Source organism: Enterococcus quebecensis (assembly GCF_001730365.1).
In the GTDB taxonomy this organism is placed as follows: domain Bacteria; phylum Bacillota; class Bacilli; order Lactobacillales; family Enterococcaceae; genus Enterococcus_L; species Enterococcus_L quebecensis.
The window spans coordinates 35,627-62,504 of the sequence record NZ_MIKB01000018.1; the positions used below are offsets into that span (position 1 = coordinate 35,627).

22 protein-coding genes, 1 pseudogene and 1 riboswitch are annotated in these 26,878 nt (G+C 34.8%); of the genes and pseudogenes, 19 read left to right on the plus strand and 4 right to left on the minus strand.

The window, feature by feature from the left end; translation table 11 throughout:
• Positions 1–72: 72 nt before the first annotated feature.
• Complete coding sequence (locus BCR23_RS13505; protein WP_069636022.1) at positions 73–1,161, plus strand: WxLIP family cell surface protein; 1,089 nt, start codon at positions 73–75, stop codon at positions 1,159–1,161.
• A 121-nt stretch (positions 1,162–1,282) separates the two neighbouring features.
• On the opposite strand, the gene BCR23_RS13510 is transcribed toward BCR23_RS13505, so the two are convergent.
• Positions 1,283–1,864 carry a YdcF family protein gene (locus tag BCR23_RS13510; protein WP_069636023.1) on the minus strand — a complete coding sequence of 194 codons (582 nt, stop codon included), beginning with the start codon at positions 1,862–1,864 and terminating at the stop codon, positions 1,283–1,285.
• Between the two features lie 159 nt (positions 1,865–2,023).
• Between BCR23_RS13510 and BCR23_RS13515 the strand changes: the two genes are divergently transcribed.
• The 8 genes from BCR23_RS13515 (at position 2,024) to BCR23_RS13550 (ending at position 11,587) form a co-directional block, all read left to right on the plus strand.
• Positions 2,024–2,875, plus strand: a complete 852-nt coding sequence (locus tag BCR23_RS13515; protein ID WP_069636024.1) for an aminoglycoside 6-adenylyltransferase — start codon at positions 2,024–2,026, stop codon at positions 2,873–2,875.
• Between the two features lie 388 nt (positions 2,876–3,263).
• On the plus strand, positions 3,264–4,730 hold the full coding sequence (locus BCR23_RS13520; protein WP_069636025.1) for a L,D-transpeptidase family protein: 1,467 nt from the start codon (positions 3,264–3,266) through the stop codon (positions 4,728–4,730).
• A gap of 70 nt (positions 4,731–4,800) precedes the next feature.
• Complete coding sequence (locus tag BCR23_RS13525) at positions 4,801–5,394, plus strand: class I SAM-dependent methyltransferase (protein ID WP_069636026.1); 594 nt, start codon at positions 4,801–4,803, stop codon at positions 5,392–5,394.
• A 66-nt stretch (positions 5,395–5,460) separates the two neighbouring features.
• A complete protein-coding gene (locus BCR23_RS13530) occupies positions 5,461–5,640 on the plus strand; it encodes a 2-hydroxymuconate tautomerase (RefSeq protein ID WP_069636027.1) in 180 nt (59 codons plus the stop codon).
• 431 nt (positions 5,641–6,071) lie between these two features.
• The gene (gene thrS, locus BCR23_RS13535; protein WP_069636028.1) at positions 6,072–8,009 is read left to right on the plus strand and encodes a threonine--tRNA ligase; all 1,938 of its coding nucleotides are present in this window, start codon (positions 6,072–6,074) and stop codon (positions 8,007–8,009) included.
• Between the two features lie 152 nt (positions 8,010–8,161).
• The gene (locus BCR23_RS13540) at positions 8,162–10,282 is read left to right on the plus strand and encodes a peptidoglycan D,D-transpeptidase FtsI family protein (RefSeq protein ID WP_069636029.1); all 2,121 of its coding nucleotides are present in this window, start codon (positions 8,162–8,164) and stop codon (positions 10,280–10,282) included.
• A gap of 127 nt (positions 10,283–10,409) precedes the next feature.
• Complete coding sequence (gene rpmG / locus BCR23_RS13545; protein WP_002296119.1) at positions 10,410–10,559, plus strand: 50S ribosomal protein L33; 150 nt, start codon at positions 10,410–10,412, stop codon at positions 10,557–10,559.
• 272 nt (positions 10,560–10,831) lie between these two features.
• Entirely contained in the window at positions 10,832–11,587 is a 756-nt protein-coding gene (locus BCR23_RS13550; RefSeq protein WP_069636030.1) for an alpha/beta fold hydrolase, read from the plus strand.
• A 62-nt stretch (positions 11,588–11,649) separates the two neighbouring features.
• Here the strand turns inward: BCR23_RS13550 and BCR23_RS13555 are convergent, their stop codons facing one another.
• Positions 11,650–12,189: a DUF924 family protein gene (locus BCR23_RS13555; protein ID WP_069636031.1), complete on the minus strand. Its 540-nt coding sequence runs from the start codon at positions 12,187–12,189 to the stop codon at positions 11,650–11,652.
• Positions 12,190–12,319: 130 nt separating this feature from the next.
• On the opposite strand from BCR23_RS13555, the pseudogene BCR23_RS14555 reads away from it, so the two are divergent.
• A pseudogene (locus BCR23_RS14555) lies at positions 12,320–12,727 on the plus strand (WxL protein host-binding domain-containing protein).
• Positions 12,728–12,804: 77 nt separating this feature from the next.
• Here BCR23_RS14555 and BCR23_RS13565 read toward each other — a convergent pair.
• Positions 12,805–13,614 carry a YusW family protein gene (locus BCR23_RS13565; protein WP_069636033.1) on the minus strand — a complete coding sequence of 270 codons (810 nt, stop codon included), beginning with the start codon at positions 13,612–13,614 and terminating at the stop codon, positions 12,805–12,807.
• A gap of 284 nt (positions 13,615–13,898) precedes the next feature.
• Between BCR23_RS13565 and BCR23_RS13570 the strand changes: the two genes are divergently transcribed.
• The gene (locus BCR23_RS13570) at positions 13,899–14,291 is read left to right on the plus strand and encodes a DUF4809 family protein (protein ID WP_069636034.1); all 393 of its coding nucleotides are present in this window, start codon (positions 13,899–13,901) and stop codon (positions 14,289–14,291) included.
• Positions 14,292–14,334: 43 nt separating this feature from the next.
• Here BCR23_RS13570 and BCR23_RS13575 read toward each other — a convergent pair whose 3' ends face one another.
• Positions 14,335–14,832, minus strand: coding sequence for a hypothetical protein (locus tag BCR23_RS13575; protein WP_069636035.1), 498 nt, complete (start codon positions 14,830–14,832; stop codon positions 14,335–14,337).
• 293 nt (positions 14,833–15,125) lie between these two features.
• Positions 15,126–15,294, plus strand: a riboswitch (M-box (ykoK) riboswitch).
• 130 nt (positions 15,295–15,424) lie between these two features.
• Between BCR23_RS13575 and BCR23_RS13580 the strand changes: the two genes are divergently transcribed.
• The 8 genes from BCR23_RS13580 to BCR23_RS13615 all read left to right on the plus strand — a co-directional run bounded on the left by BCR23_RS13580 (position 15,425) and on the right by BCR23_RS13615 (position 26,810).
• Positions 15,425–16,339 carry an LCP family protein gene (locus BCR23_RS13580; RefSeq protein ID WP_069636036.1) on the plus strand — a complete coding sequence of 305 codons (915 nt, stop codon included), beginning with the start codon at positions 15,425–15,427 and terminating at the stop codon, positions 16,337–16,339.
• Positions 16,340–16,493: 154 nt separating this feature from the next.
• On the plus strand, positions 16,494–17,828 hold the full coding sequence (locus tag BCR23_RS13585) for an FAD-dependent oxidoreductase (protein ID WP_069636037.1): 1,335 nt from the start codon (positions 16,494–16,496) through the stop codon (positions 17,826–17,828).
• Positions 17,818–19,302 carry an AcpB/EbpR/MafR family transcriptional regulator gene (locus tag BCR23_RS13590; RefSeq protein WP_069636038.1) on the plus strand — a complete coding sequence of 495 codons (1,485 nt, stop codon included), beginning with the start codon at positions 17,818–17,820 and terminating at the stop codon, positions 19,300–19,302. The genes BCR23_RS13585 and BCR23_RS13590 overlap by 11 nt, the downstream gene beginning before the upstream one ends.
• A 268-nt stretch (positions 19,303–19,570) precedes the next feature.
• Positions 19,571–21,079, plus strand: coding sequence for a glycerol kinase GlpK (glpK, locus tag BCR23_RS13595; RefSeq protein ID WP_069636039.1), 1,509 nt, complete (start codon positions 19,571–19,573; stop codon positions 21,077–21,079).
• 18 nt (positions 21,080–21,097) lie between these two features.
• On the plus strand, positions 21,098–22,933 hold the full coding sequence (gene glpO, locus BCR23_RS13600) for a type 1 glycerol-3-phosphate oxidase (protein WP_069636040.1): 1,836 nt from the start codon (positions 21,098–21,100) through the stop codon (positions 22,931–22,933).
• A gap of 1 nt (position 22,934) precedes the next feature.
• Positions 22,935–23,654 carry an MIP/aquaporin family protein gene (locus BCR23_RS13605; RefSeq protein ID WP_069636041.1) on the plus strand — a complete coding sequence of 240 codons (720 nt, stop codon included), beginning with the start codon at positions 22,935–22,937 and terminating at the stop codon, positions 23,652–23,654.
• 321 nt (positions 23,655–23,975) lie between these two features.
• Positions 23,976–25,703 carry a Na/Pi cotransporter family protein gene (locus BCR23_RS13610; RefSeq protein ID WP_069636042.1) on the plus strand — a complete coding sequence of 576 codons (1,728 nt, stop codon included), beginning with the start codon at positions 23,976–23,978 and terminating at the stop codon, positions 25,701–25,703.
• A gap of 174 nt (positions 25,704–25,877) precedes the next feature.
• Positions 25,878–26,810, plus strand: coding sequence for an alpha/beta fold hydrolase (locus BCR23_RS13615; RefSeq protein ID WP_069636043.1), 933 nt, complete (start codon positions 25,878–25,880; stop codon positions 26,808–26,810).
• The last annotated feature ends 68 nt before the right edge of the window (positions 26,811–26,878 follow it).

Below are 26,878 nucleotides of genomic sequence, written 5' to 3' on the forward strand. Positions count from 1 at the left end.
AACTAGTGCTCTTTTCGGTTTAATGGGATAGGGTTGTTACTGACGATAAGGATTTTAAAAGGAGTTTTAAGTATGAGAAAGAAAATACCAAAATTATTATTAGCCATTATTTTATTATCATTAACATTGATTACAGGGGCGGTCGCCCAAGCTAGTGAAATTGATTTTACGGTTAAAGCTATTTTGCCAGAGAATCAGCGTAGTAAAGAGATTAGTTATTTTGATTTAAAGGTAGTTCCAGGTAAATCTCAAACACTGAGTTTGGAATTAATTAATGATACAGAAGAAGACATTACAGTCTACGCTTCTGCAAATTCAGCAATCACAAATGATAATGGGATTGTTGATTATTCCTATAAAGATACAAAAAAAGATTCGTCAGCTACCTTTACCTTTAGTGAAATCGCATCGATGCCTAAAGATATTAAGTTGCCAAAAAAATCAAAAAAAATAGTTGAATGTACTATAGATATTCCAAAAGATCCCTTTGACGGTTATGTTTTAGGCGGACTTTATTTTGAACAAAAAGAAGATGACAAAGCAAAAGAAAAGAGCCAAGGGGCTTTAGCAGTTGGGAATCGTTTTTCTTATGTTGTTGGCGTTTTACTGAACGAAACAGACAAAGAAGTTAGGCCTGAGTTGACGTTGAACGAAGTAAAAGCAACACAAAAAAACGGGAATAACGCCGTTATTATGAATATCCAAAATAAAACAGCGGCAATGATTAAAAAATTACAAATGGATGCCAAACTTTACTATGAAAATGAAACGAAACCACGTTATGAAAATCATCAAGAATCGTTAACGATGGCTCCAAATACGAATTTTAATTACAAAATAGACTTAAAAGAGCAACCATTTGTAGCTGGTAATTATACGGTCAAGATCAAAGCAAATGACGGTTTTAGAGATTGGACATGGGAAAGAAAATTTAAAATAGAAGAAAAGGAAGCGGAAAAATATAATGCTACAGCTGTCAACTTACCACCTGATCAAAAAAGTCAGTGGCCGTGGCTCTTGATTATTGTTATAAGCTTAGTAATTCTAGCTGTGATTATAGGGATTATTTTCTATTTTAAACGAAAAATGGACAAAGAGAAAAAAGCACAGCAAGAAAAATATGAGAAATTAAAAAAGAGCATTGGTCAGTCGGGAAAATAGTAAGGAACGCTTTGAAGAATGTTTAGTTGAAATTAAAGGGAGAAACAAAACGAACAATTCGTTTTGTTTCTCCCTAATCTATTTTATAAACGACACCCTTTTTCAGAGTAAAATAGTAGGATCAACGATCAAAAAGTAACCCGTATCCTAAAGCAGCTATTTCTCTAATATATGTTTTGAACGTAGCGGAAGATTTAGAAATAGCGGGAAGTCCACTAATACTAGTAATGCCTAAACGCTTTGCTAATAACTTTGAGCGATACATATGAAAATCACTTGTGACAATTACGGTGCTCCCTAACTTTTGTTTTTTTAAGGCATTTTGAATGTTTTCTTTAGTACGAGTAGAGGTATCTTCTATCAGGAGTTGCTTTTGTGAGATGCCATTTACTCGTAAGTATTCAGCCATAACATTTGCTTCACTATCTGGTTCATCAGAACCTTGCCCTCCACAAACAATGGCAATTGCATTTGGATGTTCCTTTAAGTAAGGAACGGCAGTATCTAATCGTTCTTTTAAAACCGTACTTGGATAAGCATTGTCTTTTGAAGTGCCTTTTACCTGTGCGCCTAAAATAAGCACCGTATCAGGCGCAGTAGTTGGTTGATCTTTTGTACCGCTTAAAATCAAGAAAAGAATAAGACCTATATACACAATTCCCAAACTTATAATAATAAACATCATTCGTTTCACCCATTTCATAACACCACAACCTTTCATATCTAGTGTAGTAAATAATCAGCATGAATAGTACGCTAGAATCTTTTTTTAAAGTTTTTTTAACGTTTTTAAGAGAAAGTATAAATAATGTTCTGACTTATCTTATAATCTATGGAAGAAGGTCAAGACTGGAGGGGTAGAGTGAGAACTGAAAAAGAAATGTTTCAATTGATTTTAGACATAGCTAGAAATGATTCTAGAGTATTAGCCGTGGGAATGAATGGATCAAGGACAAATATAAACGTACCAAAAGACTCCTTTCAGGATTATGATATTGTTTATATTGTTGAGTCTGTTGATCCGTTTGTTAAAGATCAGTCATGGATCGATCGTTTTGGGACACGATTAATTATGCAAACTCCTGAGAGTATGACTTTGTTTCCACCTTTGAGGAATGGGAAATTTACTTATTTAATGCTATTTGATGATGGGAATCGAATCGACTTGACTCTTTGCCCGAAAGAACAGGCGAACAACTGGAATCAAGGTGATCGATTAGCAGAAATTTTGTTAGATAAAGAGCAATTATTACCTAAATTGATAGAAGCGACTGATCAAGATTACTGGGTTAAAAGACCTAATCAAGCAGAATTTACTGATTGTTGTAATGAATTTTGGTGGGTTAGTACGTATGTTGTTAAAGGATTGTGTCGCAACGAATTGTTTTACGCAGCGGATCATTTAAATGAGGTCTGTCGAAAAGAATTTTTACGCTTGTTGTCCTGGCAAGCAGGAGCGGATAATAATTATCAAATTAGTGTTGGGAAAAATTACAAATACTTGCCTGACTATACAACGATAGAACAGTACGAAAATATTTTAAAAACTATGGATTTATCAAGTATTGCCTCGACATGGTCAGCTTTAAGTTTATTGCAGAAACAATTTGATTATCATGCGCAGATATTTTCTCAAAAAAATCACTTTGTTTATGATCAACAAACGGCTAAAAAAGTTGTGATATATACAAAAAATCAGCGATTAAAGTATTAAAATAATCTAATATTTGCTCCATTTTAAAGTTAATTGTAAATAAATGATAATTTAGCTCAAGATATTGTCAAATAGTCTTTTTTCCTATGCCTAATGTGTGGTAGAATGGTAAGTATATTGTATCAAAACATTGATATTTACTATCTCCTGTAAATCAAAGAGCAGTGGAGTCTAGCAATTATACATAAAAACATGAATTTTTTCTCATATGTAAGCAAATTAATTGAACATTGAGGGGGATTTAACTAAACTAACTTTAAATTGCAGTCATTGAGTAGTCTCTGATAATGAAAAGTTTGAGGGAATAGGATGACTTGTTTATTTTTAAAACAGGAAAAGTATTTGCATCAACGTAGATATATAAATCATAAAAAAGGAAGATCGTTTAATGGAAAATGAAGAAACAGTTAGTCGCTCGTCAAAAAACACACGAGTACCCCAAAATAAGAATCATTCAAATAAGAAAAGATGGTTAGTTCCAGTTGTTGGTCTATTAATTTGTTTCTCATTAGTATTCACTGGTGGACTGTTCTATTTTCAATCACATTTCTTTATCACAGCTAAGGCTAATGGGGTTGATATTAGTTTATTAAATGTAAAAGATGCAAAAAATAAGCTGGAAGAACTGAATAAGGCTGAAAGTGTTGTCATTAAAGTGAATGGTAAAGAAGAAAAAATAGAATTACCTAAAAAATATGAGATTACAGAGGATTACTTGAAGCAAAACATCGGTGATCGTTCAATTAAGTTACCAATCAATGAAGATTATAAAGTGGAATTAAAAAATAAATTAAATGCGCTCACTTTTGAAGAAGGAACACCTAGTCAAGATGCTCGCATTGAAAAGGTCGATGGGACATACCAAATCCTTCCAGAGCAAGTCGGAACAGTTGTCGACAAAGAAGCGTTGATGAATCAAGTTTTAAAAGATGTTGACGCAAATAAAGGCGGCTATGTCTATGATGTAAAAGAATTTTACCAAAAACCAACAGTGACCAAAGATGACAAAGGTCTGCAAGAAAAATTAACATTGTTATCGAAAAAAGAAAATAAAGCAATCACTTTGGATATTAACGGTGAAAAGCTAACAATAACAAAAGAAGAGCTACAGTCATTTATGGATACGGCAGGTAATGTTGATCCAAATAAAGTTTATGCTTGGGTAGAGCAAACAAATCAAAAATACGGTTCAATTTACAAACCGATTATTTTTAAAAATGTTCACGGTGTAACGACAAAATATAAAAATAACGGCAGCTACGGCTGGGATATTAATATGCCCCAAACGAGAGATTTACTTGTCCAAGCAATTAATAGTGATAAAGATACTGAGACGATCACTGTCCCAATTGATGGTGATGTAACTCAATCATCTACAGTTGATAAAGATTACGTAGAAATTGATTTAAATGATCAAAAAATGTACTTCTTTAAGGGCGGCGTAAAAGTAGTCGAAACAGATGTTATTACAGGTCGCTACAATAAAGGAACAGCAACGGTTCCTGGTTTCCACACAATTTTGTATAAGGATACAGATACGAAATTAGAAGGTGAAATGCTGGACGGCTCAAAATACAGTGTACCAGTAAAATACTGGATGCCATTGAAGAGTTTTGGCGGTGTAGTTACTCAAATCGGTATCCATGATGCTGACTATAAAGCTGAATATTTTGGAAACAAAGAAGCTTATAAAACAAACTTCGGAAGTAACGGTTGTATCAATACACCAGGAGCAGCAGTGGCTCAAATCTTTAACGGTTCTTATGCAGGTATGCCGGTAATTGTTTATGGACATATCTATGACAGTGCACCGGGAGAATTTGATAAGCCAGTTGATTATGGTGAACCAGTTTAATGAAAAACTAGAAGAAGTCCGAAAGGGCTTCTTCTTTTAGGAAAGGGTTTCTAAGGAGAGGAAATGAACAATGAATATTTTTGATCAAATCGCTTCAAGATATGATTCGCCTAAACAATTGAAACTTGGCGAGATTATTACAAAAGAAGTCAAACAAAAATTGAGAGATACTAAAGGGGAAACGTTATTAGATTATGGTTGTGGTACTGGATTAATTGGTTTAGAACTTGTAAATGAATTTGCGGAAATAATATTTGTTGATCCATCTGTAGAAATGATTCGAATCGTCGAACAAAAAATTAAACAAATGAAAATTGTGAATGCAAAAACAATTGCTGATTGTTTTTCTGAGGAGCATGTACTAGGTGTGAAAGCTGATATAATCATCGTTTCTTTAGTTTTATTGCATGTGCCAGACACGGAAGATCTTCTGAAAGAATTATACGATGTGTTGAATCCAAATGGGGAAATTCTAATCGTTGATTTTGATAAAAATGAAAAGATTAATCATGAAAAAGTCCATAACGGTTTTTTACAGGATGAACTTAAAAACCAATTTACGCTAGCTGGTTTTAAAAATATAACGAGCAGTACTTTTTATCATGGAGAGAAAATATTTATGAATCAAGATGCAACAATGTTTATTTTAAGAGGGGAAAAATAAAAGTAATTTTATCTAGTAATTAATGATAAGATAGAATTGAAAAAATAAATGAAATGAGGCGGAAACATGCCATTTATCCATATTGAACTAATTGAAGGACGCACAGAAGAACAGCTAAAAAATATGGTCAAGGAGATTACAGATGTTGTTTCTAAAAATACCGGAGCGCCAAAAGAAAACATCCATGTAATCGTAAATGAATTAAAAAAAGATCGTTATGCCCAAGGTGGGGAATGGAAAAAGTAATCATTTGTAATTAATGCTTGCTTTTTATTTAGAGAAGTGTTTAAATTAATTCATAAATGATTGATGAGAAAGACAACTGAACTTGCAAGCAGTCTTATAGAGAGGAAAATCTTGGCTGAAAATTTTCCAGACCCGCACAAGGAATGACCACTTTTTCAAACCTTTGTTGAAACAAAGGCGGCCGTACCGTTAACACGCTTGAGGAACATAGTTATTTGCTGTGTTTAAAAATAGGTGGAACCACGAACTTTTCGTCCTAGTATCTGATGAATATATCAGATACTGGGACTTTTTTCTTTCTCATCTTAGGCTCGTTGCAGTAAGAAATTACTGTGAATCACCATCAAGTTAAGACAAAAACGGAAAAACGAATACAAAAAGTGTATCAAGAAATCTTTTCAATCATAAACTTACTCAAGGAGGAAACAAAAATGTCAATCAAAATCACCTTTCCAGATGGTGTAGTCAAAGAATTTGAGGCTGGCTCATCAACACTAGACATTGCTAAAAGTATCAGCAACAGTTTAGCTAAAAAAGCATTAGCAGGTAAATTAAACGGAACATTAATAGATTTAGTTCGTCCCATTGAAGAAGATGGCAACATCGAAATCGTAACACCAGATCATGAGGATGCGTTGGGGATTTTACGCCATTCAACTGCTCACTTGATGGCAAATGCTTTACGCCGTTTATTCCCGAATATCAAATTTGGAGTAGGTCCAGCCATTGATTCAGGTTTTTATTATGATACTGATAATGGAGAAAATCCTGTAACAGCAGAAGATTTACCAGCAATCGAAGCTGAAATGATGAAAATCGTCAAAGAAAATAATCCAATTGTTCGTAAAGTTGTTTCTAAGAGTGAAGCGTTAGAATTGTTTGCGGATGATCCTTATAAAGTAGAATTGATTTCAGAGCTTCCTGAAGATGAAGTGATTACCGTATATGATCAAGGAGACTTTGTTGATTTATGTCGTGGTGTTCATGTACCATCAACTGGACGTATCCAAGTGTTCCAATTGCTATCAGTAGCAGGTGCCTATTGGAGAGGAAATTCTAACAACCAAATGATGCAGCGTATTTATGGAACAGCCTTTTTTGATAAAAAAGATTTAAAAGAATTTATCAAGATGCGGGAAGAAGCCAAAGAACGTGATCATCGTAAATTAGGTAAAGAACTTGATTTATTCATGTTGAATCCAGATGTGGGTTCAGGATTGCCGTTTTGGTTGCCAAAAGGTGCAACCATTCGACGTACAATTGAACGTTACATTACAGATAAAGAAATCAGTTTAGGGTATCAACATGTGTATACACCAATCATGGCTAATGTTGAATTTTATAAGAGATCTGGTCACTGGGATCACTATCATGAAGACATGTTCCCGCCAATGGATATGGGAGATGGCGAAATGCTCGTTCTACGTCCGATGAACTGTCCGCATCACATGATGGTTTATAAAAATGATATCCACAGCTACCGTGAATTACCAATCAGAATTGCAGAACTTGGTATGATGCACCGTTATGAAAAATCAGGGGCGTTATCAGGATTACAACGTGTACGTGAAATGACTTTAAATGATGGACATACATTTGTTCGTCCAGATCAAATCAAAGAAGAGTTCCTTCGTACATTGAAATTAATGGTAGAAGTTTATGCTGATTTTGATATAACTGATTATCGTTTCCGTTTAAGTTTAAGAGATCCAAACAACAAAGAGAAATACTTTGATGACGATGCAATGTGGGAACGTTCTGAAACAATGATCAAGGAAGCCGCAGAAGAAGCTGGTATTGAGTACTTTGAAGCAACAGGCGAAGCAGCCTTCTACGGACCAAAATTAGATGTTCAAGTAAAAACAGCTTTAGGAATGGAAGAAACGTTATCAACAATCCAAATTGACGCTTTATTACCCGAACGTTTTGATTTAACTTATGTAGGTGAAGATGGGGAAAATACACATCGTCCATTGGTTATCCACAGAGGAATCGTCTCAACAATGGAACGTTTTGTGGCTTACTTGACTGAAGTTTACAAAGGCGCTTTCCCAACTTGGTTAGCACCAATCCAAGCAACAATCATTCCAGTATCGGTTGAAGCTCATTCAGATTATGCCTATGAAGTGAAAAAACGTTTACAAGAACAAGGCTTACGTATCGAAGTAGACGACCGCAATGAAAAAATGGGTTATAAGATCCGTGCTTCTCAAACACAAAAAATACCATACCAAATTGTTGTTGGAGATAAAGAGATGGATGAAGCAACTGTTAATATCCGTCGTTATGGCAGTAAAGAAACAGATGTGATCGATTTAAATATTTTTGTAGAGAGTATGGCAGCTGACGTATCAAATTATAGTAGATAATTGTAGAAAATGGACAAAGCAACTTGCTTTGTCCATTTTTATTGAATAAACATTAAATATTTTCTTAGTAAGAGGATTACCTCTATTTTTTTTTGCGTTTTTTCGTTACAATAGAAGGGCGAGACTTTTCTCATATGGAGGATTAACGATAAATGAAAAAAATGAGCTTTTTAGATAAATTAAAAAAAGATAATGAAGAACCTATGACTCAAAAGAGTAAAAAATCCCACATTCCATTTCGATTGAATCTATTGTTTTTTGTCATATTTGGTTTATTTGTAGCTTTGATCGTACGATTAGGCTATTTACAGATTGCAGAAGGACAGCAGTATGCTAAAAAAGCTGATGAGAATTCAACGCTAAAAATTAAAAGCAGTGCCCCTAGGGGACAAATTTATGATGCCAAGGGGAATCTATTAGTTGGAAATAAAGCAAATTTAGCTATTACCTATACACGCGGGAAAAAAGTTCAGGCAAAAGACCTTATACCGATTGCATACAAGGTAAGTGAGCTGATCAATGTACCAGCCGATGAATTAACAGAGCGGGATAAAAAAGATTTCTGGTTAGCAAATACTGAAAATTTAAAAGCTGCACAAAAACGTTTGACTGATGCAGATAAAGTAGACGAAAAAGGCAATGCTATTACAGATCAAGGAACATTGTATGGTTTGACGGTGGAAAAAGTAACGCCAGAAGAAATCAATTTTGATGAGCATACCATGCAAGCTGCAACAATCTTTAAGCGAATGAACTCTGTACAAGAATTAAATACAGCCTTTATTAAAAATGAAGGGGTCACTCAAGAGGAAATTGCGGTAATTGGTGAACATTCATCAGAAATCGCTGGTGTTTCTACTGGTATGGATTGGGATCGAGAGTACCCGAATGATTCAGATATTAGGAGTATTTTAGGCCAAGTTTCTTCTGAAAAATCTGGTTTACCAGCAGAAGAAGTTGATGAATATCTAGCAAAAGGCTATGAGTTAAATGATCGTGTTGGAACTAGTTATTTAGAAAAACAATACGAAGATGTTCTCCAAGGTCATAAGGCAATATCAGAAGTAACATTAGATAGTAATGGAAAAATCGTCACTAAAACACCTTTGTCAGAAGGTAAAAAAGGTGAAAACTTAAAATTAACGATTGATTTGGAGTTTCAAAAGAAAATCGAAGAAGTCGTGAGAGGACAATATCAACAGCTGTTAGCCACAGGAAATGCACCATACTCTGACGGTGCTTATGTCGTTGTGATGAATCCTAAAACGGGTGCGGTAATGGCTATGGTGGCTCTGGATCGTGATCAGGCAACCAATGAATTGACATCTAATCCACTGGCAACGATCAACAAAGCGTTTGAACCGGGATCAGTAGTTAAAGGAGCAACGATTTCAGCAGGTTATGAACAAGGTGTGATTTCTGGAAATGATGTATTGATTGATGAACCGTTACAAATTTATGGAAGTAAACAAAAGTCTTCGGTATTCAATAAGATTCTAGGAAATCAAATTCAACTAAGCGCAGAACAAGCGTTAGAATATTCTTCAAATGCTTATATGATGCAGCTGGTATTAAAAATGATGAAAACAGAATACCAATATAATATGAAATTACCTTATCAAACTGGAGACCCAACCTTATTTGAAGTGTTGCGTAAAACATTTGGTGAATATGGTATGGGGGTTTCTACAGGGATTGACTTACCGGGAGAATCTAAAGGGCTATCTAATAAAGCTTTTGATGATCCTGATCTAGCACCAATGCCAGGACACTTACTCGATTTATCTTTTGGTCAGTACGATACGTATACGGCAATGCAATTGGCTCAATATGCTTCAACTGTAGCAAATGGCGGAACTCGTGTGGCACCTCGTTTAGTTGAAGGTATCTATGACAACAAGTCTGACGGCACGCTTGGTGAGTTGAAAGAGGAATTAAAACCGAAAGATCTTAATAAAGTGGATATTACTCCAGCACAAATGAATATCATACAACAGGGTTTTTATGATGTTGTACATGGAACAGGGGTCTTTACTACAGGGCGTTATATGCAAGGAGCTAAACTTGAAATTGCTGCCAAAACTGGTACAGCAGAAACCAATGTTGGTGAACATATTACCGTCAACAGTAATGTTGTGGCTTATGCACCATATGATAACCCTGAAATTGCTGTGAGTGTAGTATTACCTCATCTTACAAGCGAACAGGGCTACCCAAATCAGTTGATGGCTAAAGCAATTGTAGATGCTTATGCAGACTATAAACAAAAATAAGATTTGTAAAGTAGTTTTCCTTTACAAATTTCGTCAAAAGGGTAGAAATTCCTGAATAAACATGATATGATATTTGAGGCTAAGAAATATCTTAGAAATTCGAAATTAGGTATAGGAGGGAAAACACATGCGCGTAAACATTACTTTAGAATGTACTTCTTGTAAAGAACGTAACTACTTAACAAGCAAAAATAAACGTAACAATCCTGATCGTTTGGAAAAGCAAAAATATTGCCCACGTGAAAGAAAAGTTACTTTACACCGTGAAACAAAATAAGCTTTTAAATTATAGCGCTAGATCCTTTTCTTATAAGGGTTTAGCGCATTTTTTATTTTTATTGAAAACAAAATTAGTTCTGACTTTAATTCCGATATTCGCTAATAGTATATAAAATAGATATACTATGAGTTAATAGGTGGGTTTGGCGTCCTATTTCAAAATTAAATCTATTTGTAAGCATAATGGAATTACATGTTAAGACAGCAATATCAAAGAATCTAAGGTATGTTTTTAAGTAAATTCACTGTCTTTTTTAAGGAGAGAATGAAATGAAAATCAGTATTCGCCATCGATATATTAAAAAAATTCCAGTTTTGGAGGTTGTTTCGGAGGAAAATAAAAATAATTCTTTGCCATTGGTTATTTATTATCATGGTTGGCAATCAGCTAAAGAACTATCTTTAACACAAGCAAGGAAATTAGCTAAAAAAGGAATCCGAGTGATTTTGCCAGATGCGATGAATCATGGAGAACGCAAAGTAGGACCGAATTCACCTATTCCTTCAGTAACATTTTGGTCTAGTATTCAATACAATATTATTGAATTTACGCAGTTGGTACGTCATTTCGAGAAACAAGAACTGATTGCGGAAGGTAAAATAGGGGTTGGGGGCGTTTCAATGGGTGGAATTACTACATGTGCTTTATTGACCCAACATCCAGAAATCAAAGCAGCTGCTTGTATGATGGGAACACCAATGCCACTACGTTATATTGAGCGAGTAATGGAACGAGCAACGGAAATGGATTTTTATGTTCCAAAAGATTTACCGTTGATACTTAGTTGGGTAGAAAATTATGATCTTTCAGAAGTACCTGAAAAGTTAGCGAAGCGTCCGGTTTTATTTTGGCATGGAACGGAAGACCCTAAAATTCCTTATGAAGACATGGCCGATTTTTTTCAGAAAATCGAAGATAAGTCTTATGCTGAAAATAGCCAATTTATCACAGGTGTTGGTGAGGAACATTTGGTTAAAGGTGAAATGATGGATGTAGTGGCTGAATTCTTTGGAAAAGAGCTATAGTGATATTAATAAGAGTTTGGGTCAATATTTTATGATTATTGCCCCAAACTCTTTTTCAATTATTAAAACGAAGATCCAGGCTCCTTCAAAAATGCTATCTCTTCCTCTGTTGAAGGGCGTCCTAAAACTTTATTTCGATGTGGATAGCGCCCAAAGCGAACCAAAATATCTCGATGTTTATATTCAAATGCTAAATTTTGCTCCATTCCCTGATCTGAAAAACATTTCAATGCTTCTTCATGGATCACTAAGGATTCTGAATGCATCAAAGGCATATACAAGAATGCCCGTTGTTCAGTGGTCAATGCATCAAGTTCTCCTGTTGCAATCGCTTCTTGCGTCAAAACCAAAGCCATGCCATCGTAAGCAAAAGACTGTGCACTGTCCCTAAATAAATTTCGTGAAAATTGATCTAAAACAATGATTTCTGCTAAACGTCCTTCAATTGTTTTCCGCCAACTGGACTTTTCTCCCCTAGAAACTTGTCCATGAATGTTCAAAAATCTTTTTTTAATCAATGCGTCAAATGATAAATCTTTTTCAAACCACTGACTAGGACTGCACTCGTCAAACCAGAATGTAAGTATTTCTTGATAGTTCATAAAACACCCTCCAATTTATTTAGTTCTCTTTCTTAATTGTAGCATAAGAATAGAAGCAGGCCTTTGAAAGAGAACTTTTTGTGAGTTTAATAGGGGATATATAGTTATTTTATATATTTTTTTTAAGAAAATGTCTGTGATACATTCACTCAGAAATAAGAATGCTGCGATTTCTAAAAAAATGAATCTCAATGTTAAAATTCAGAAAAAAGGCGAAGATACATCTGTAATCAATATGAAGAAAGAAGCATTAGAAATGGCGCCGAATTCGATGATGGATTTTCCTGTACCGATAATAAGATAGTTGCAGCCAGGAAAATATAATAGTAAAATGTTGGTCACTCAAGAAGGAAAAAAATGGACATTTGAAAATGAATTTGAAATCACAAGAGAACAAGCAAAATTAATTAATGAAGAGAATAAAGGAACTCAAGTTGAGAATAAGCTTCCTTTTTGCTTGATTTTGGTAATTGTGTTGTTGCTTTTATTGGTATTGGTTCAATCTTATATTTTGTGGCGAAAGAAGCAGCAAAGTTAATTAATATAGAAAAAATCCCCCCTTTTTTAATCTGTATTAGATAGAAAGGGGGTTCTTTTTTCATTTATGATGATTGATTATTTCAATTTAAATTTAACTTGTGTATTATCGTTAAATTGTCCTTGGAATTGGAATTGCTTATAGCTAGAACCTTTACCTAGTTTATTTAAAATGTGTGAAGTGATTTCTTTTTCACTACCATTTTTCAGATCTAAACCAGCGATGATACCTTCAATTTTTTCTTCAGCAGCGCTGCCTTGTAATTGAACTTTATTTGATTTATCTTGGTATTGAGCTTTGATCGTACCATTTGCATTTACTTGGTACTGTAATTGTACTTGTTGTCCAGTAGTGTAAGTAACTTGGATTTCTAATTTTTTCAAATTAGATTGCTCTGGAGCAACGGGTGTTTCAGGTGTCTCAGGTTCAATAGGCGTTTCAGGTTCTTGCGGTTTTTCTGGAGTTACAGGCGTTTCAGGAACGTAGTATGATTGCAAACCAAATTCGGCTTTTACATATCCTTTAGTAATCAAAATAACTTTAAGATGTAAATCTTTTTGATACGTCATTTTTTGCAACAAGTTTACTGATTTGTAGTAACTTCTGCCGAAATCTCTTGCAATTACGGATGCTTCTGATGAAGAATAACCTGCAGCTTCCCAAGTGCTTGCCTTAACTAATTCGTTATAGACAGATGATACATTTGAACTTGTTAGTGATAAACCTGTGTACTCTAAGATGTCAGCTTTATTGAATAAAGTGACTGTCTTATTGTAATTTGACTCTACAACCTTTGCTGCCTCTGCTTGGTTTGACACCACTGCCAAACTAGCTGAACATAGACTGATTGCCAACCCTGCAACCATCATACCTTTAAAAACTTTCATAAAAAATACCTCCTCTTTTTAACTACTATTTTATAAATAGTAGCTTGCCTATATTATTAGCCGAAATAAATATAAAGTAAATATATATGAGTGATTTCTAATAATTTTATAAATATATGCATTATTTTTATTTTTTGTATATCGATTACCTATAATGTTTTTGAGTAACGGATGTTTATTTTGTGAATCTAACAACTTTTTAACGAATCGTTACCTTCTTAGCTATTTTTATTTGATATACTATGTAAAGAAGTAGTAGAAGTTGATGAAAGGGAGCTTTAACGATGAAAAAAGCGATAATTACTAAAACAGTTAACTTATTGGATGGCGGCTGCAACGCCTGTGGAATTATTGAGGATGAGAATTATACGTTAACAATAGAAGAGCAAGTGCTGCCGTTAGATACGTTAACGGTCAATTCTTTAGTCACGACGATTGTTTTAAAAAATGGTTATACTCGAGAATACGAAATGGATGTTTGGGATGACTATATTCTTTACAAAAAAAAGGACCACCAAGTGATCCTTAAAGAAGAGTATGATTATCTGATCTATTCAAATGATTCATCAAAGGTTGAAACTAAAGATCAAATCAATGATACAGCAAACTTGCTAAAAAAAGTGAATGAAATCTTGATAACTATTTTTGATGTAGAAGAATTAGATTTTATTTTGTAGTGAGATTAATAGAGAGAGACAGATTTGTCTCTCCTTATTTTGGTCATTCTATTTGAAAAATCTCAGACATTGTTATTTTTTCAAACCGTTCTTGCGAGTCAGAGCTATCTTCGTTATGATCATAAACTAATAGCTTAAAATCCTCTGTTTTAGCAATACGTTGAAAGGTTTCACTGTCTAAAAAGAGAACCATTTGCTGACAAAGCCAATCAAGCACAAGTGCGATGTTTTCATCGTCTTCCACCCAATCATCAAATAGGTGTAAAGAGGTAAAACGCTGATCCTCATCCCAATCACTTGAATTGTATTTCATTTCGCTTATTTGCTGTTCGGTGTATCCTTTATTCGTATAATAGTCTGTTGTTTCTTGCCAAAGTTCTGTAGTATTGAAGCAGAGGTTTATTTCACCTTCTTCATGAATATTGCAGTCTAAAATAAATGCGTAAAATGTTTCATCAGAATGATCTAATAAAAAGTTATCAATACTATCAGTTAAAAAATTGAAAAAGAATTCCTGCTGCTTTTCTAAAAAGTTTTCCATATGTTTCCTCCAAGATTAAGACCTTTTAAACATTGAAACAGATATTTTTGAAAATGTCTATCTAAATAGTCAAGAGTAAGAAGAGAGAGTTTCTAAGTTACCAAAAATAGGCTTGAAATGGTTAAGAAAATGTTAAAGATTATTTGTGATTCTATAACTAGGAGCAAACGAGTTAAGCTTACTATACTTGGTTTCTAATAAAAAAATTTGATTTATTGTGGCTACTTTGTGAGGCTGTTTTATCCATTTTTAATTTGACTTTGTGATTGGATACGCTTATAGTGTAAAATGAATTAAATACTTGTTAGGTGAGGCTCCTATGTAAACACAGGCTGCTGCTCAGAAATGTCGAAAGACAGGCACGGGTAGGACAAAAGTTGTCGAATTAAGGCGATTTTCAAAGTAGCTAAAAGCGATGCTTTTTACGTTATATAGTGCTAAAACTCAACGAAGAGAAGATCTAGGTAATTTGTAAATAAGTGACGGTTGTCATATGTTTTTACCCAGTAATCTAATCCCTTCGCTGATCAATGTTGGTGAAGGGATTTTCTTGTATGCAAGTAAATATACGAGGTTTAGAAAGGAACACACAATGAAAAAATCTGCAAAAATAGGTATTATTACTTTGTTATCAATTCTTCTTGTGGTGATCGGTGTGGCATGTTATGCTGCTATTTCATTTCAAATGGCGAAAGAAAAGAGTGAATCGAAGCTTTCCACTATAAATCAAAATTTTACTGGTGATGAGCAATCAAGTGATAAAGAATTGACTGTTATGGTTGTCGGTAATGACTCCAGAGATGATGACGAGGATCAAGGGCGATCAGACACGTTGATGGTGGCACATTATGACGGCAAAACGAAACAACCTAAATTGATTTCAATTATGAGAGATAGTTATGTAGATATTCCTAATCGCGGTATGGATAAAATAAATGCGGCCTATGCATATGGTGGTGCTCAACTGACTAAAGAAGTATTGAATAAAGATTTTGATTTGCCAATCAATTATTATGTTGTAATGGATTTTAAAGAGTTTAGTGATATTATTGATGAACTTTATCCAAAAGGAGTCACAATTGATGCCGAAAAAGACATTAATTTAGATGGTGTAGATATTGTAAAAGGCAAACAAACATTGCATGGAAATAGTCTGTTACAATATGCTCGTTTTAGAATGGATGAAGAAGGAGACTTCGGTCGTATTAGACGTCAGCAACAAGTGATGGACGCTTTAATCAATCAGTCAAAAGACTTGATTCCAATCTGGGAATTGCCTCAAGTTGCTGGTAAATTAGTAGGGAAAATAGACACAAATGTTTCCACTAGTCTCTTGATCGATTTAGCTAAAGACTTTCTTTCTGGCAAAGTAAAACCATTAAAATCACTTTCAGTTCCCGTACAAGGAACATGGGATTTTAATGATTATACAGAATCTGGTAGCGTTATTGAGTTAGATGCAGAGAAGAATGCTGAGGCAATTAACGCCTTTATGAAAACTAATTAGAAACGAATGGATCTGTTTGTTCAACGATATGTTGAATAGGCAGATCCTTTTTTATTAAAATAACGAAACAATTTAACTTATTTCTATGCGTTTCAATCAAGCTTGTGCTATTCTTTAAGAAAACGTTTTATTCATTGGGAAAGAAGGTTTTACTGTGAAAGTCGTGATTATTGGCGCTTCTTTTGCTGGCGTGTCAGCAGCTTTAGCGATAAGAAAAAAACATCCTGCTGCAGAAATCTATTTAATTGAGAAGCAACAAACGATTGGTTATTTATCTGGAGGCCTAAAACTTTATTTTGATGAGTCAATTAAACCTGTCGAAGAAGCCCGATTTATTTCAGAAAAACAAGTAGCAGATAGGAATATTCATTTACTATTAAATGCAAAAGTAATTAGTATGGATTCAACTGAGCACATTCTCAAATATGAGCAAAGAGGTGCTGAGTTATTCATGTCTTTTGATAAATTGATTCTAGCTACAGGCTCAAATCAATGGTCACAGAAAATTATTGGCAGTGATTCGGATAAAGTACTAAAATATAAATTTTTACCAGGCGTTTTAAAGGCTATCGAACATTTGGAGAACAGTGAGAGGGTGGCATTGATCGGTGGCGGACAAATTGGTGCAGAAGCTGCGGATGCTCTTTTAAAAAAAGGCAAGGAAGTTCATCTGTTTGAACGAATGGATTATTTACTATTTAAGTATTTTGATAAGGAAATGATTCAGCCAGTGCAAGATGAAATGGAAGCCAAAGGGGTTGTTTTTCACTTTGATGAGATGGTTAAGGCAATAACAGATACAGATCAAGGTCTTATGATTGAAACAAAAAACTATGAATGCTTATGTGACAGTGCCGTGTTTGCGATGAATGTACGCCCTGATTTACAGTATTTAGACAAACATATCCAAACCCACACAGATCAAACAATAGTTGTGAATAAGTATTTGCAAACGTCCCAAAAAGATATATTTGCCATAGGTGATTGTATTCAAGTACCTTATAGTTTGTCCAACGAATCATTTTATATTCCTTTAGTCAATAATGCAGTGAGAACGGGGTTAGTTGTCGCTGAAAATCTTGTCGAACGAATTACGCCATTTGTTGGTTCAATTCGTACAATTGGTACAAAACTTGTTGATTATTATGTTGCAAGTACTGGATTGACGGAAGCAGAAGGGTTGTTTCACGATCAGCCGATAGCTGTTTCTCATGTAGAGCAGAAAAGCTCCTTTTTTTCAGGAAGTGAAAAAATTCTAGGAAAAATTATTTTTGAAACGTCTAGTCATAGAATTTTAGGGGCACAATTAGTCTCAAAAGCAAATATCCTAGAAAAAATCAACACACTTGCACTGGGGATTCAAATGGGGCAAACCTTAGAAGAGCTATATCAAAAAGACTATTTGTATCATCCCTACTTTTCTAATGTTATAGATATCACGAACCAACTAGGTCTTGAAGGCTTGTGGAGCGAAGCAGATGAAAATTGAAAAACTCCTTGATAAAAAAGAAGCAAGAGAAATTGGAATTTTAAAGAAAGTTATTTTAGTTGGAGGACGTATAGCTGTTACGGAACTCTTGGATTATTTAGGTGTCTCAAAGGCTTCTTTTGAAAGTGATTTAAAGGAACTTGGCTATTATTTAAAACCTTATGAGAAGGATTGCTCATTGTTTTATGATGGTCAATGGGTCGCGTTACATATGTCTGATCAGTTCTCTCTTAATAAAATTTTAGACGATTATGTTCGGGCATCTGTTAAGTTTCAGTTGATAGACTATTTGTTTCATTATCGTGAATTTACGATTGTACAATTGACGACTAAATTTATGATTAGCGAGTCGTCATTGTTTCGAAAAATTAAGGAGTTAAATCAGTTATTAAAAGAATTTGATCTTAAAATACGTAATGGTCAAATAAAAGGCGAGGAATTACAAATTCGCTATTTTTATTTTCAGTTATACTGGTTTCTAACACCTTATGAGATTCATCAAGAAAAAACGTTAACTGTTCAAAACCTCAGGATTATTGAAGCTTTGGAAAAAGGACTCTCTCTTTCTTTTGAGGAGCATAGTAAACTGAAAATCAGCTTATGGCTAACAATCAGTAAAAAAAGAATCACCGTTCAGCCAAAGGTTTTTAAAGAATTGTATAAAAAAAGCCACAGTTACGAACAAGATCCATTTTTTAAAACCTTGCGTTCATTTGTTTTGCGCTTTTTTAGTCGTTATCCTCTTGAAATCGATGAAGAGGAAAGTTTACTACATTTCATATTTTTAACGAGTATGTCCGTTTTGGCAGAGTCGGATTTTTTACAATATAATTTGATTCGAGGACGACGAACACCAACGTCTTTGGCAGATACATTTGTATTGGAGCATGTGATTTTATATTATCGTCCACAAAAATTTTTTCCAGAATTGGAGAAGAAGATTCTTTACTATTTTTCTCAAATCCATAGCCGATTATACTTTTTCAAAGGGGAGCTGGAATTGTTTGACCGAGAGAATATCTGGCAAAAGGAACAGCATCTTTCCAGTCATAAGTTAAGAGATTTTTCTCATGTACTTTTAGAGAGAAGCTTAGAATGCTTTGGTGAAAGGTATGAACAAGGCAATAGTTTACATGAATGGTCATTAGTGAAGTATTTGAGTGTTTTGGCGATTATCGATTTTGAAATTGTTGGTGAAACACGAGTGGGTATTGATTTGAAAATGGATCATTTATATAAAGAAGTAATGACTCAAGTGTTGGTTTTAAGCTTGAAGAATTTAAATGGTTTGACAATTGAATCGTACGACCCGAAACAATCCTATGATTTGATCATTACAAATGTTCTAAAACCAACTTCTTATCGGTCAGCAAAAGAAGTATATGTTTTATCAGAACTTGGTTCTATATATGATATCAATCAGATTAGAAAGAAAATTCGAGAACTACATGGTAAAAGAAGAGACAAGGAGTAAAAAGAAGAAAAAACAAGCTGATTTATGGCTTTGTTTTTTCTTCTTTTTATTGATATGACAAGGTTTTTTGTGAAAACTTTCAATTATTTTGAAAATAAAAAAAAAGATGACGTTTTTTCGAAATGATTTAAGATTATTATAAACGCATAGGAAATAAAGCGTTTTCAAAAAAAGAGATATAAAAGCGAAGAAACAAGTTGTTACGCTTTTTGTTCTCTAGTTTCACAGATTAGTCTGCTAGGCTTTTAAATTTAAGGAGGAAACCACAATGACAGAACAAAAGTACATCATGGCGATCGATCAAGGAACAACTAGTTCAAGAGCAATTATTTTTGATAAAAAAGGCAATAAAATCGGTAGTTCGCAAAAAGAATTTACACAGATATTTCCTAAAGCTGGCTGGGTAGAGCATAATGCAAATGAAATTTGGAACTCGGTTCAATCTGTAATCGCTGGTGCTTTGATCGAGTCTGGTGTTAAACCTTCTGATATTGTTGGTATCGGAATTACGAATCAACGTGAAACGACTGTTGTTTGGGATAAACAGACAGGTTTACCAATCTATAATGCAATTGTTTGGCAGTCTCGTCAGTCTTCACCTATTGCAGATCAATTAAAAGAAGAGGGACATGGAGACATGATCCATGAAAAAACAGGATTGATCGTGGATGCTTATTTTTCAGCAACGAAGATTCGCTGGATTTTAGATAATGTAGATGGTGCACAAGAAAGAGCAGAAAAAGGAGATTTATTATTCGGAACGATTGACTCTTGGTTGGTTTGGAAATTGACTGGTGGAGAAACTCACGTAACGGACTACTCAAATGCTAGTAGAACAATGCTATTCAATATCCATGACTTAGATTGGGATCAAGATATTTTAGATATTTTAAATATTCCTCGAGTAATGCTGCCAAAAGCAACGTCAAATTCAGAAGTGTATGGATTGACAAAAAATTATCATTTTTACGGTAGTGAAATTCCGATTTCAGGTATGGCCGGTGACCAACAAGCAGCATTATTCGGTCAAATGGCTTTTGAACCTGGAATGGTTAAAAATACGTATGGTACGGGTTCATTTATTGTAATGAATACAGGAGAAAAACCACAGCTGTCAAATAACAATTTACTAACAACGATTGGCTATGGTATTAACGGGAAAGTTTACTATGCTTTAGAGGGAAGTATTTTTGTTGCAGGTTCAGCGATTCAATGGCTGCGTGATGGATTGAAAATGATCCAAACCGCTACTGAGTCAGAAGCAGTAGCGAAAGAATCTCATAATCGTAATGAAGTCTATGTTGTTCCTGCTTTTACAGGATTGGGTGCTCCTTATTGGGACTCAGATGCAAGAGGTGCAGTTTTTGGTTTAACAAGAGGAACAACGAGAGAAGATTTTGTGAAAGCAACATTGCAAGCGGTTGCTTATCAAGTTCGTGACATTATTGATACGATGAAAAATGATACTGGAATTGATATTCCAATTTTAAAAGTTGATGGTGGTGCAGCGAACAATGATTTATTAATGCAATTTCAGGCAGATATTTTAAATACATCTGTTCAACGCGCTCAAAATTTAGAAACAACAGCACTAGGCGCAGCATTTTTAGCGGGATTAGCGGTTGGTTTCTGGAAAGATTTAGATGAATTAAAAGAGTTTTATGAAGAAGGACAAATTTTTAAAGCTAAAATGGCTGCTGAAGAGCGGGACGATTTATACGAAGGTTGGCAACAGGCAGTCGCTGCGACTCAAATGTTTAAACATAAATCAAAATAAAGGAAGAAGTGAAGGGTTATGACATTCTCAATCAAAACACGGCAAGAATCAATTGAAAAACTGAAACATGGAGAGTTGGATTTATTGATTATTGGCGGAGGAATTACAGGTGCCGGAGTGGCCTTACAAGCAAGTGCTGCTGGTATGAAAACAGGTCTTATTGAAATGCAGGATTTTGCAGAAGGGACTTCTTCACGTTCGACTAAATTAGTTCATGGTGGTATTCGCTATTTGAAAAATTTTGATGTGGAAGTCGTTGCAGATACTGTTCAGGAACGTGCGGTTGTTCAAGCAATCGCTCCTCATATCCCAAAACCAGATCCAATGCTGTTACCGATTTATGATGAACCAAAAGCGACATTTAATATGTTCTCTGTTAAGGTTGCCATGGATTTATATGATCGTTTAGCAAATGTGATCGGAACGAAGTATGAAAATTACACCTTAACAAAGGAAGAAGTATTGGAAAGAGAGCCTCAATTAAAAAGCGAGGGATTGCAAGGCGGTGGTGTTTATCTAGATTTTAGAAATAACGATGCTAGACTTGTAATCGAAAATATTAAACAAGCTTCACAAGACGGCGGTTTGATGGTGAGTAAAGTAAAAGCAGTCGGTTTCATTTTCAATGGTGAAGGGAAAATTACAGGTGTTAAAGCGAAAGATCTGTTAACAGATGAAATTTTTGAAATCAATGCAAAAGTAATCATCAATACAACGGGACCGTGGTCGGATAAAGTTCGTGGTTTAGACACAGCTAAAAAACTAATTCCACAAATGCGTCCGACAAAAGGTGTGCATTTGGTTGTGGACAGTAGCAAATTATTCGTACCTCAACCAACGTACTTTGATACTGGAAAACACGATGGACGGATGGTCTTTGTTGTGCCAAGAGAAAAGAAAACCTACTTTGGTACAACGGATACAGATTATACAGGAGATTATGAACATCCAACTGTTACCCAAGAAGATGTTGATTACTTGCTAGAAATTGTTAATAATCGTTATCCACAAGCAAATGTGACTATTGCTGATATTGAAGCGAGCTGGGCTGGATTGCGTCCGTTGATTTCTGAAAATGGTGGTTCTGATTATAACGGTGGCAATAATGGTAAAGTTTCAGATAAAAGTTTTGATCAAGTGATTGATATCGTATCTAAGTATCAAAAACAAGAAGTTTCTCGTTATGATGTGGAGAATGTGTTAAATCATTTGGAAGACTCCTTAGCTGAAAGCAAAGAAAATCCGTCAGCTGTTTCTAGAGGTAGTTTATTAGAACGCTCAGAGGATGGTTTGCTAACATTATCTGGTGGGAAAATCACAGATTATCGGAAGATGGCTGAAGGAGCATTAAAAGAAATTCAACGGATTTTAAAAGAAGAATTCGATCGTACTTTCCAACTGATTGATTCCAAAACATATCCAGTTTCTGGAGGACGCATTAATCCAGCAAATGTGGAAACGGAATTAGAAACATTGGCAAAAAATGGAATCGAAAAAGGATTAACGAAAGAAGAAGCAGAATATCTTGCTCATTTATATGGTTCAAATGTCACGAAAGTTTTTGGAAAAATTGATGAGACTAAACCTGTTGCGGGCTTAAGTTTAGCTGAAACCATTGCGTTGCATTATGCTTTAGAAAATGAAATGGCATTAACTCCTGCAGACTACCTAGTCCGCAGAACGAACCATATATTATTTATGAGAGACACATTAGATGAAGTGAAACAAGGAGTAATTGCTGAAATGAGCAATTATTATACTTGGTCTGATGAGCAAAAAGAAATATACACGAATGAATTGAACGAATTGATTGCAGAGTCTGATTTAAGCCTATTAAAAGAAGGAGCGAAGTAAAATGGATACTTCCAACATGACACAGATTTTCAGTGAGTTTTTAGGGACAATGATTTTGATTCTTTTAGGTGACGGTGTATGTGCAGCGGTTAATTTAAAAAAGAGTAAGGCGGAAGCTTCGGGTTGGATCGTGATTGCCTTTGGGTGGGCGATGGCCGTAACAATGGCTGTTTACATTGCTGGTTTTATGGGACCTGCGCACTTGAATCCTGCAGTGACAATCGCAATGGCAATGACTGGTAGTTTTAGTTGGGGCATGGTGGTGCCGTTTATTATTGCCCAAGTACTGGGTGCGGTAGTAGGAGCATTCTTAGTTTGGGCTGCTTACTTGCCTCATTGGGAAGCTACCGAAGATCAAGGTGCCATTTTAGGAACTTTTGCTACAGGACCGGCCATTCGTAATTATCCAGCGAACATGGTGACTGAAATTATTGGTACATTCATTTTAGTTTTAGGGTTACTTTCATTTTCGCAACATACATTTACAGATGGATTAAATCCATTAGTCGTTGGCGCTTTGATTTTATCAATTGGTTTATCTTTAGGTGGACCAACAGGATATGCGATTAATCCGGCTCGTGATTTGGGTCCTAGATTAGCGCACCAATTATTACCGATTCCAACAAAAGGAGATTCTGACTGGAGTTATTCTTGGGTTCCCATCGTAGGCCCTGTGATTGGCGCTTTAGTAGCTTCTGGAGTTTATATGTTGATGGTTTAAGTGATTGTCTAGAGCTGAGAGTTGAAAGAGAATTTTCTTTCAACTCTTTTTTTTATTGTATACACAAATTATAGATTAATTAGTTATAAATCATTTTTTCGTGAAAAAATATCAACATTTTATTTACAAGGAGCGCATTTTTCTGTACTCTTAAGTAGAATTGAGTTTTTAACATATTTGGGCTATTTAACTTTGCGGCTACACTCTCGTAAAAAAAATAAAAAACTGAATGAGGCAACGAACACCTCAGTCATATTTTCCTATTTTTCAGTCGAGACCAAATGAGCTCGCTATGTTTTTAAATTAAGGAGGATTATAATCATGTCCTATCAAGAAATATTGTTCCCTTTTTTGGGGGGATTAGGAATTTTTTTGTTTGGTATGAAATACATGGGAGATGGTCTGCAGAAGTCGGCAGGCGATTCTTTGCGGGAAATTTTAAATACGTTTACCTCTACACCTTTAAGATCTGTTTTAGCAGGATTGATTGTAACGGCGATTATTCAAAGTAGTTCTGGAACAACAGTTTTAACAGTTGGTCTAGTAAGTGTAGGTTTTATGTCTTTACGACAAGCGATCGGTGTTATCATGGGTGCAAATGTCGGAACAACGGTAACCGCTTTTATTATTGGATTTAATCTAAGTTCATATGCACTACCGATTATTGGTGTAGGTTCAATCTTATTATTTTTCTCAAAGAGAGAAACAGTGAATAACATAGGTCAGATCGTCTTTGGTTTCGGTTGTTTATTTTATGGGTTAAAATTAATGGGTGAGGGCATGGCACCGTTGAGTAAGTTACCGCAGTTTTCAGATTTGATGGTGGATGTTTCTCATCATCCTATTTTAGGGGTTGGCATTGGAACATTACTTACAATGGTTTTACAAAGCTCTAGTGCAACGATTGGAATTTTACAGCAATTATATAGTCAAGGAAGTTTAGCGATAGGATCGGTATTGCCGATTTTATTTGGAGATAATATCGGTACTACAATCACAGCTGTAATTGCAGCGTTAGGTGTCAGTGTTGCCGCAAAACGCACAGCAGCTTCTCACGTGATTTTCAATTTAGTCGGAGCAATTATCTTTACGACATTGTTAACGCCGTTTACAGCGGTAGTGGTGGCTATTTCTAATGGGTTACATTTAAAACCAGCGATGCAGATTGCCGTAGCTCATGGTTTATTCAATGTTTCTAATTTACTGATCCAATTTTGGTTTATTGATAAAATTGAACTCATCGTTCGCAAAATCATTCCAGGAAAAGATCGAAGTATTGAGTTTAAGCCATCTAACCTAAATGAGTCCATCATTCAAAACTCAGCTGCGTTAGCATTGAATCAAGCGAAAATCGAATTGCTTCAAATGGGTGACTATGTATTAGGCGCATTTGAAGCAACCAAAGCGTATTATGAAAAACAAGATACGATCGACAAAGAAAATGCTGATCAGTATGAAACAGCGATTAATGATATGGACAATCGTTTAACAGAATACTTAGTTCAGCTTTCAGCCACAGAATTATCAATTTCTGAAAGTCACGAGCAAACAATGATGTTAGAAATGACTAAAGATTTGGAGCGGATTGGTGATCATTGTCGTAATATTATCCAAAATCTTAATGAAGCCATTCGTGTCGAAAAGAAGCAAAAAGCCAAAGATAAAAAAGCTGGCAAAACTTCTGAACGAGATGCGTTGATTTTAAATGACGAAGACTTGATAGATTTGTTTAAAAAAGTATCGAAAAATATTCGTGATTCTTTGATTGCTTTTGAAAATGATGACAAAGAAATGGCTGCTCATATGTTAGATCGTGAAGAACAAATTGATCAGATGGTCAAATTGTTGCGTAAAAAGTATATTTCTATCATGAATAGCGGTAAAGGACGAGCGGCTGATGGCGTGTTGTTTATTGATACGGCTTCTAATTTGGAGCGGATGAGTGATCGAACGATCCACATAGCAAAATATGTTTTAGGTGAGCGCTATGGAACGGAAGAAATTGCAGTAGATCAATCAGTGAATCCAGTGATCACAGTACAATCATAATAATGAAAACCTTCTGAGATATAATCTTTAGTATATCTTAGGAGGTTTTTTCAGTTTGTAGATGTTCGTCACACTTTTTCATAATAATTATTTTAGAAGAAAAACACTTATTTCACTATTTCATTGAAGGAGAATCGTTTATAATAAAACTATTAACTGAGAAGAGGTAAATACATGGAACACAATAGTTTTTTGTCATCTAATCCAAAAATAACAAGTCATTTTATCTGTTGGGAACCAGAGCAAGAAGCCATCGGAACCCTTCAGATCATTCATGGAATGGCTGAATATATTGAACGTTATCACGATTTTGCCAAATATTTAAATGGATTAGGTTATGTCGTTATTGGTCATGATCATTTAGGTCATGGAGAATCGGTGTCAACTGATGATCCGGAATATGGTTATTTCGGTGAAGAAGAACCTGTATCCTTTGTACTGGAAGATATTCATCAGGTTAAAACATGGATTGAAAACAAATATCCTAACCTACCTCACTTTATGTTAGGACATAGTATGGGTTCCTTTGCGCTACGTAATTATTTACAGAGAGATGTTGCTGGTATAACGGGAGCTATTTTTATGGGAACAGGAAAAAAGCCAGTAATGTTGCCATTAGCTCTTTCTATAACGAAAGGCTTGAATCTAACAGCGCCGAAAAAACAAAATAAATGGTTAGATCAACTAGCTTTTGGCTCTTTCAATAAGCACTTTCCAGAGCTTGGTGGCTTCAATTGGTTAAGCAAAAATCAGGAGAATGTTAGAAATTATGAAAATGATCCATTAATGGGATTTACGTTTACAAATAATGGTTTTTATACGTTATTTCATTTAGTTGAAGGAGCGAATTGTAAGGGCTGGACGGATGAGATTAAACCAGATTTACCTATTTTGATCATCAGTGGTGAACAAGATCCTGTAGGTGATTTTGGTAAAGGACCTAGAAAAGTAGCAAAAGAGTTGGATGCAGCGGGAGTAAAAGATGTTTCTTTAGTTTTATTTGCAGAATTGCGTCATGAAATTTTGTTGGAAGATGAAAAAATCGAGGTATATGAAACCATCAGCAACTGGTTACAAAAAAGAAGGGATTTTACGGTTGAAAACTAGAAATCTGTTTGCTATTTTAAGTATTTTTCTATAAACTACAAAGTAAGTGTAAAAAGACTTAGGAATTG

What these genes read in the sequence shown, in the direction of transcription:
- BCR23_RS13580 (WP_069636036.1), top strand. Translation starts at nt 15,425, where the DNA reads ATGAAAAAATCTGCAAAAATAGGTATTATTACTTTGTTATCAATTCTT.
- BCR23_RS13510 (WP_069636023.1), bottom strand. Translation starts at nt 1,864, where the DNA reads ATGAAATGGGTGAAACGAATGATGTTTATTATTATAAGTTTGGGAATT.
- BCR23_RS13555 (WP_069636031.1), bottom strand. Translation starts at nt 12,189, where the DNA reads ATGAACTATCAAGAAATACTTACATTCTGGTTTGACGAGTGCAGTCCT.
- BCR23_RS13550 (WP_069636030.1), top strand. Translation starts at nt 10,832, where the DNA reads ATGAAAATCAGTATTCGCCATCGATATATTAAAAAAATTCCAGTTTTG.
- thrS (WP_069636028.1), top strand. Translation starts at nt 6,072, where the DNA reads ATGTCAATCAAAATCACCTTTCCAGATGGTGTAGTCAAAGAATTTGAG.
- BCR23_RS13570 (WP_069636034.1), top strand. Translation starts at nt 13,899, where the DNA reads ATGAAAAAAGCGATAATTACTAAAACAGTTAACTTATTGGATGGCGGC.
- BCR23_RS13540 (WP_069636029.1), top strand. Translation starts at nt 8,162, where the DNA reads ATGAAAAAAATGAGCTTTTTAGATAAATTAAAAAAAGATAATGAAGAA.
- BCR23_RS13505 (WP_069636022.1), top strand. Translation starts at nt 73, where the DNA reads ATGAGAAAGAAAATACCAAAATTATTATTAGCCATTATTTTATTATCA.
- glpO (WP_069636040.1), top strand. Translation starts at nt 21,098, where the DNA reads ATGACATTCTCAATCAAAACACGGCAAGAATCAATTGAAAAACTGAAA.
- BCR23_RS13565 (WP_069636033.1), bottom strand. Translation starts at nt 13,614, where the DNA reads ATGAAAGTTTTTAAAGGTATGATGGTTGCAGGGTTGGCAATCAGTCTA.
- BCR23_RS13610 (WP_069636042.1), top strand. Translation starts at nt 23,976, where the DNA reads ATGTCCTATCAAGAAATATTGTTCCCTTTTTTGGGGGGATTAGGAATT.
- BCR23_RS13590 (WP_069636038.1), top strand. Translation starts at nt 17,818, where the DNA reads ATGAAAATTGAAAAACTCCTTGATAAAAAAGAAGCAAGAGAAATTGGA.
- BCR23_RS13525 (WP_069636026.1), top strand. Translation starts at nt 4,801, where the DNA reads ATGAATATTTTTGATCAAATCGCTTCAAGATATGATTCGCCTAAACAA.
- rpmG (WP_002296119.1), top strand. Translation starts at nt 10,410, where the DNA reads ATGCGCGTAAACATTACTTTAGAATGTACTTCTTGTAAAGAACGTAAC.
- BCR23_RS13520 (WP_069636025.1), top strand. Translation starts at nt 3,264, where the DNA reads ATGGAAAATGAAGAAACAGTTAGTCGCTCGTCAAAAAACACACGAGTA.
- BCR23_RS13605 (WP_069636041.1), top strand. Translation starts at nt 22,935, where the DNA reads ATGGATACTTCCAACATGACACAGATTTTCAGTGAGTTTTTAGGGACA.
- glpK (WP_069636039.1), top strand. Translation starts at nt 19,571, where the DNA reads ATGACAGAACAAAAGTACATCATGGCGATCGATCAAGGAACAACTAGT.
- BCR23_RS13615 (WP_069636043.1), top strand. Translation starts at nt 25,878, where the DNA reads ATGGAACACAATAGTTTTTTGTCATCTAATCCAAAAATAACAAGTCAT.
- BCR23_RS13575 (WP_069636035.1), bottom strand. Translation starts at nt 14,832, where the DNA reads ATGGAAAACTTTTTAGAAAAGCAGCAGGAATTCTTTTTCAATTTTTTA.
- BCR23_RS13530 (WP_069636027.1), top strand. Translation starts at nt 5,461, where the DNA reads ATGCCATTTATCCATATTGAACTAATTGAAGGACGCACAGAAGAACAG.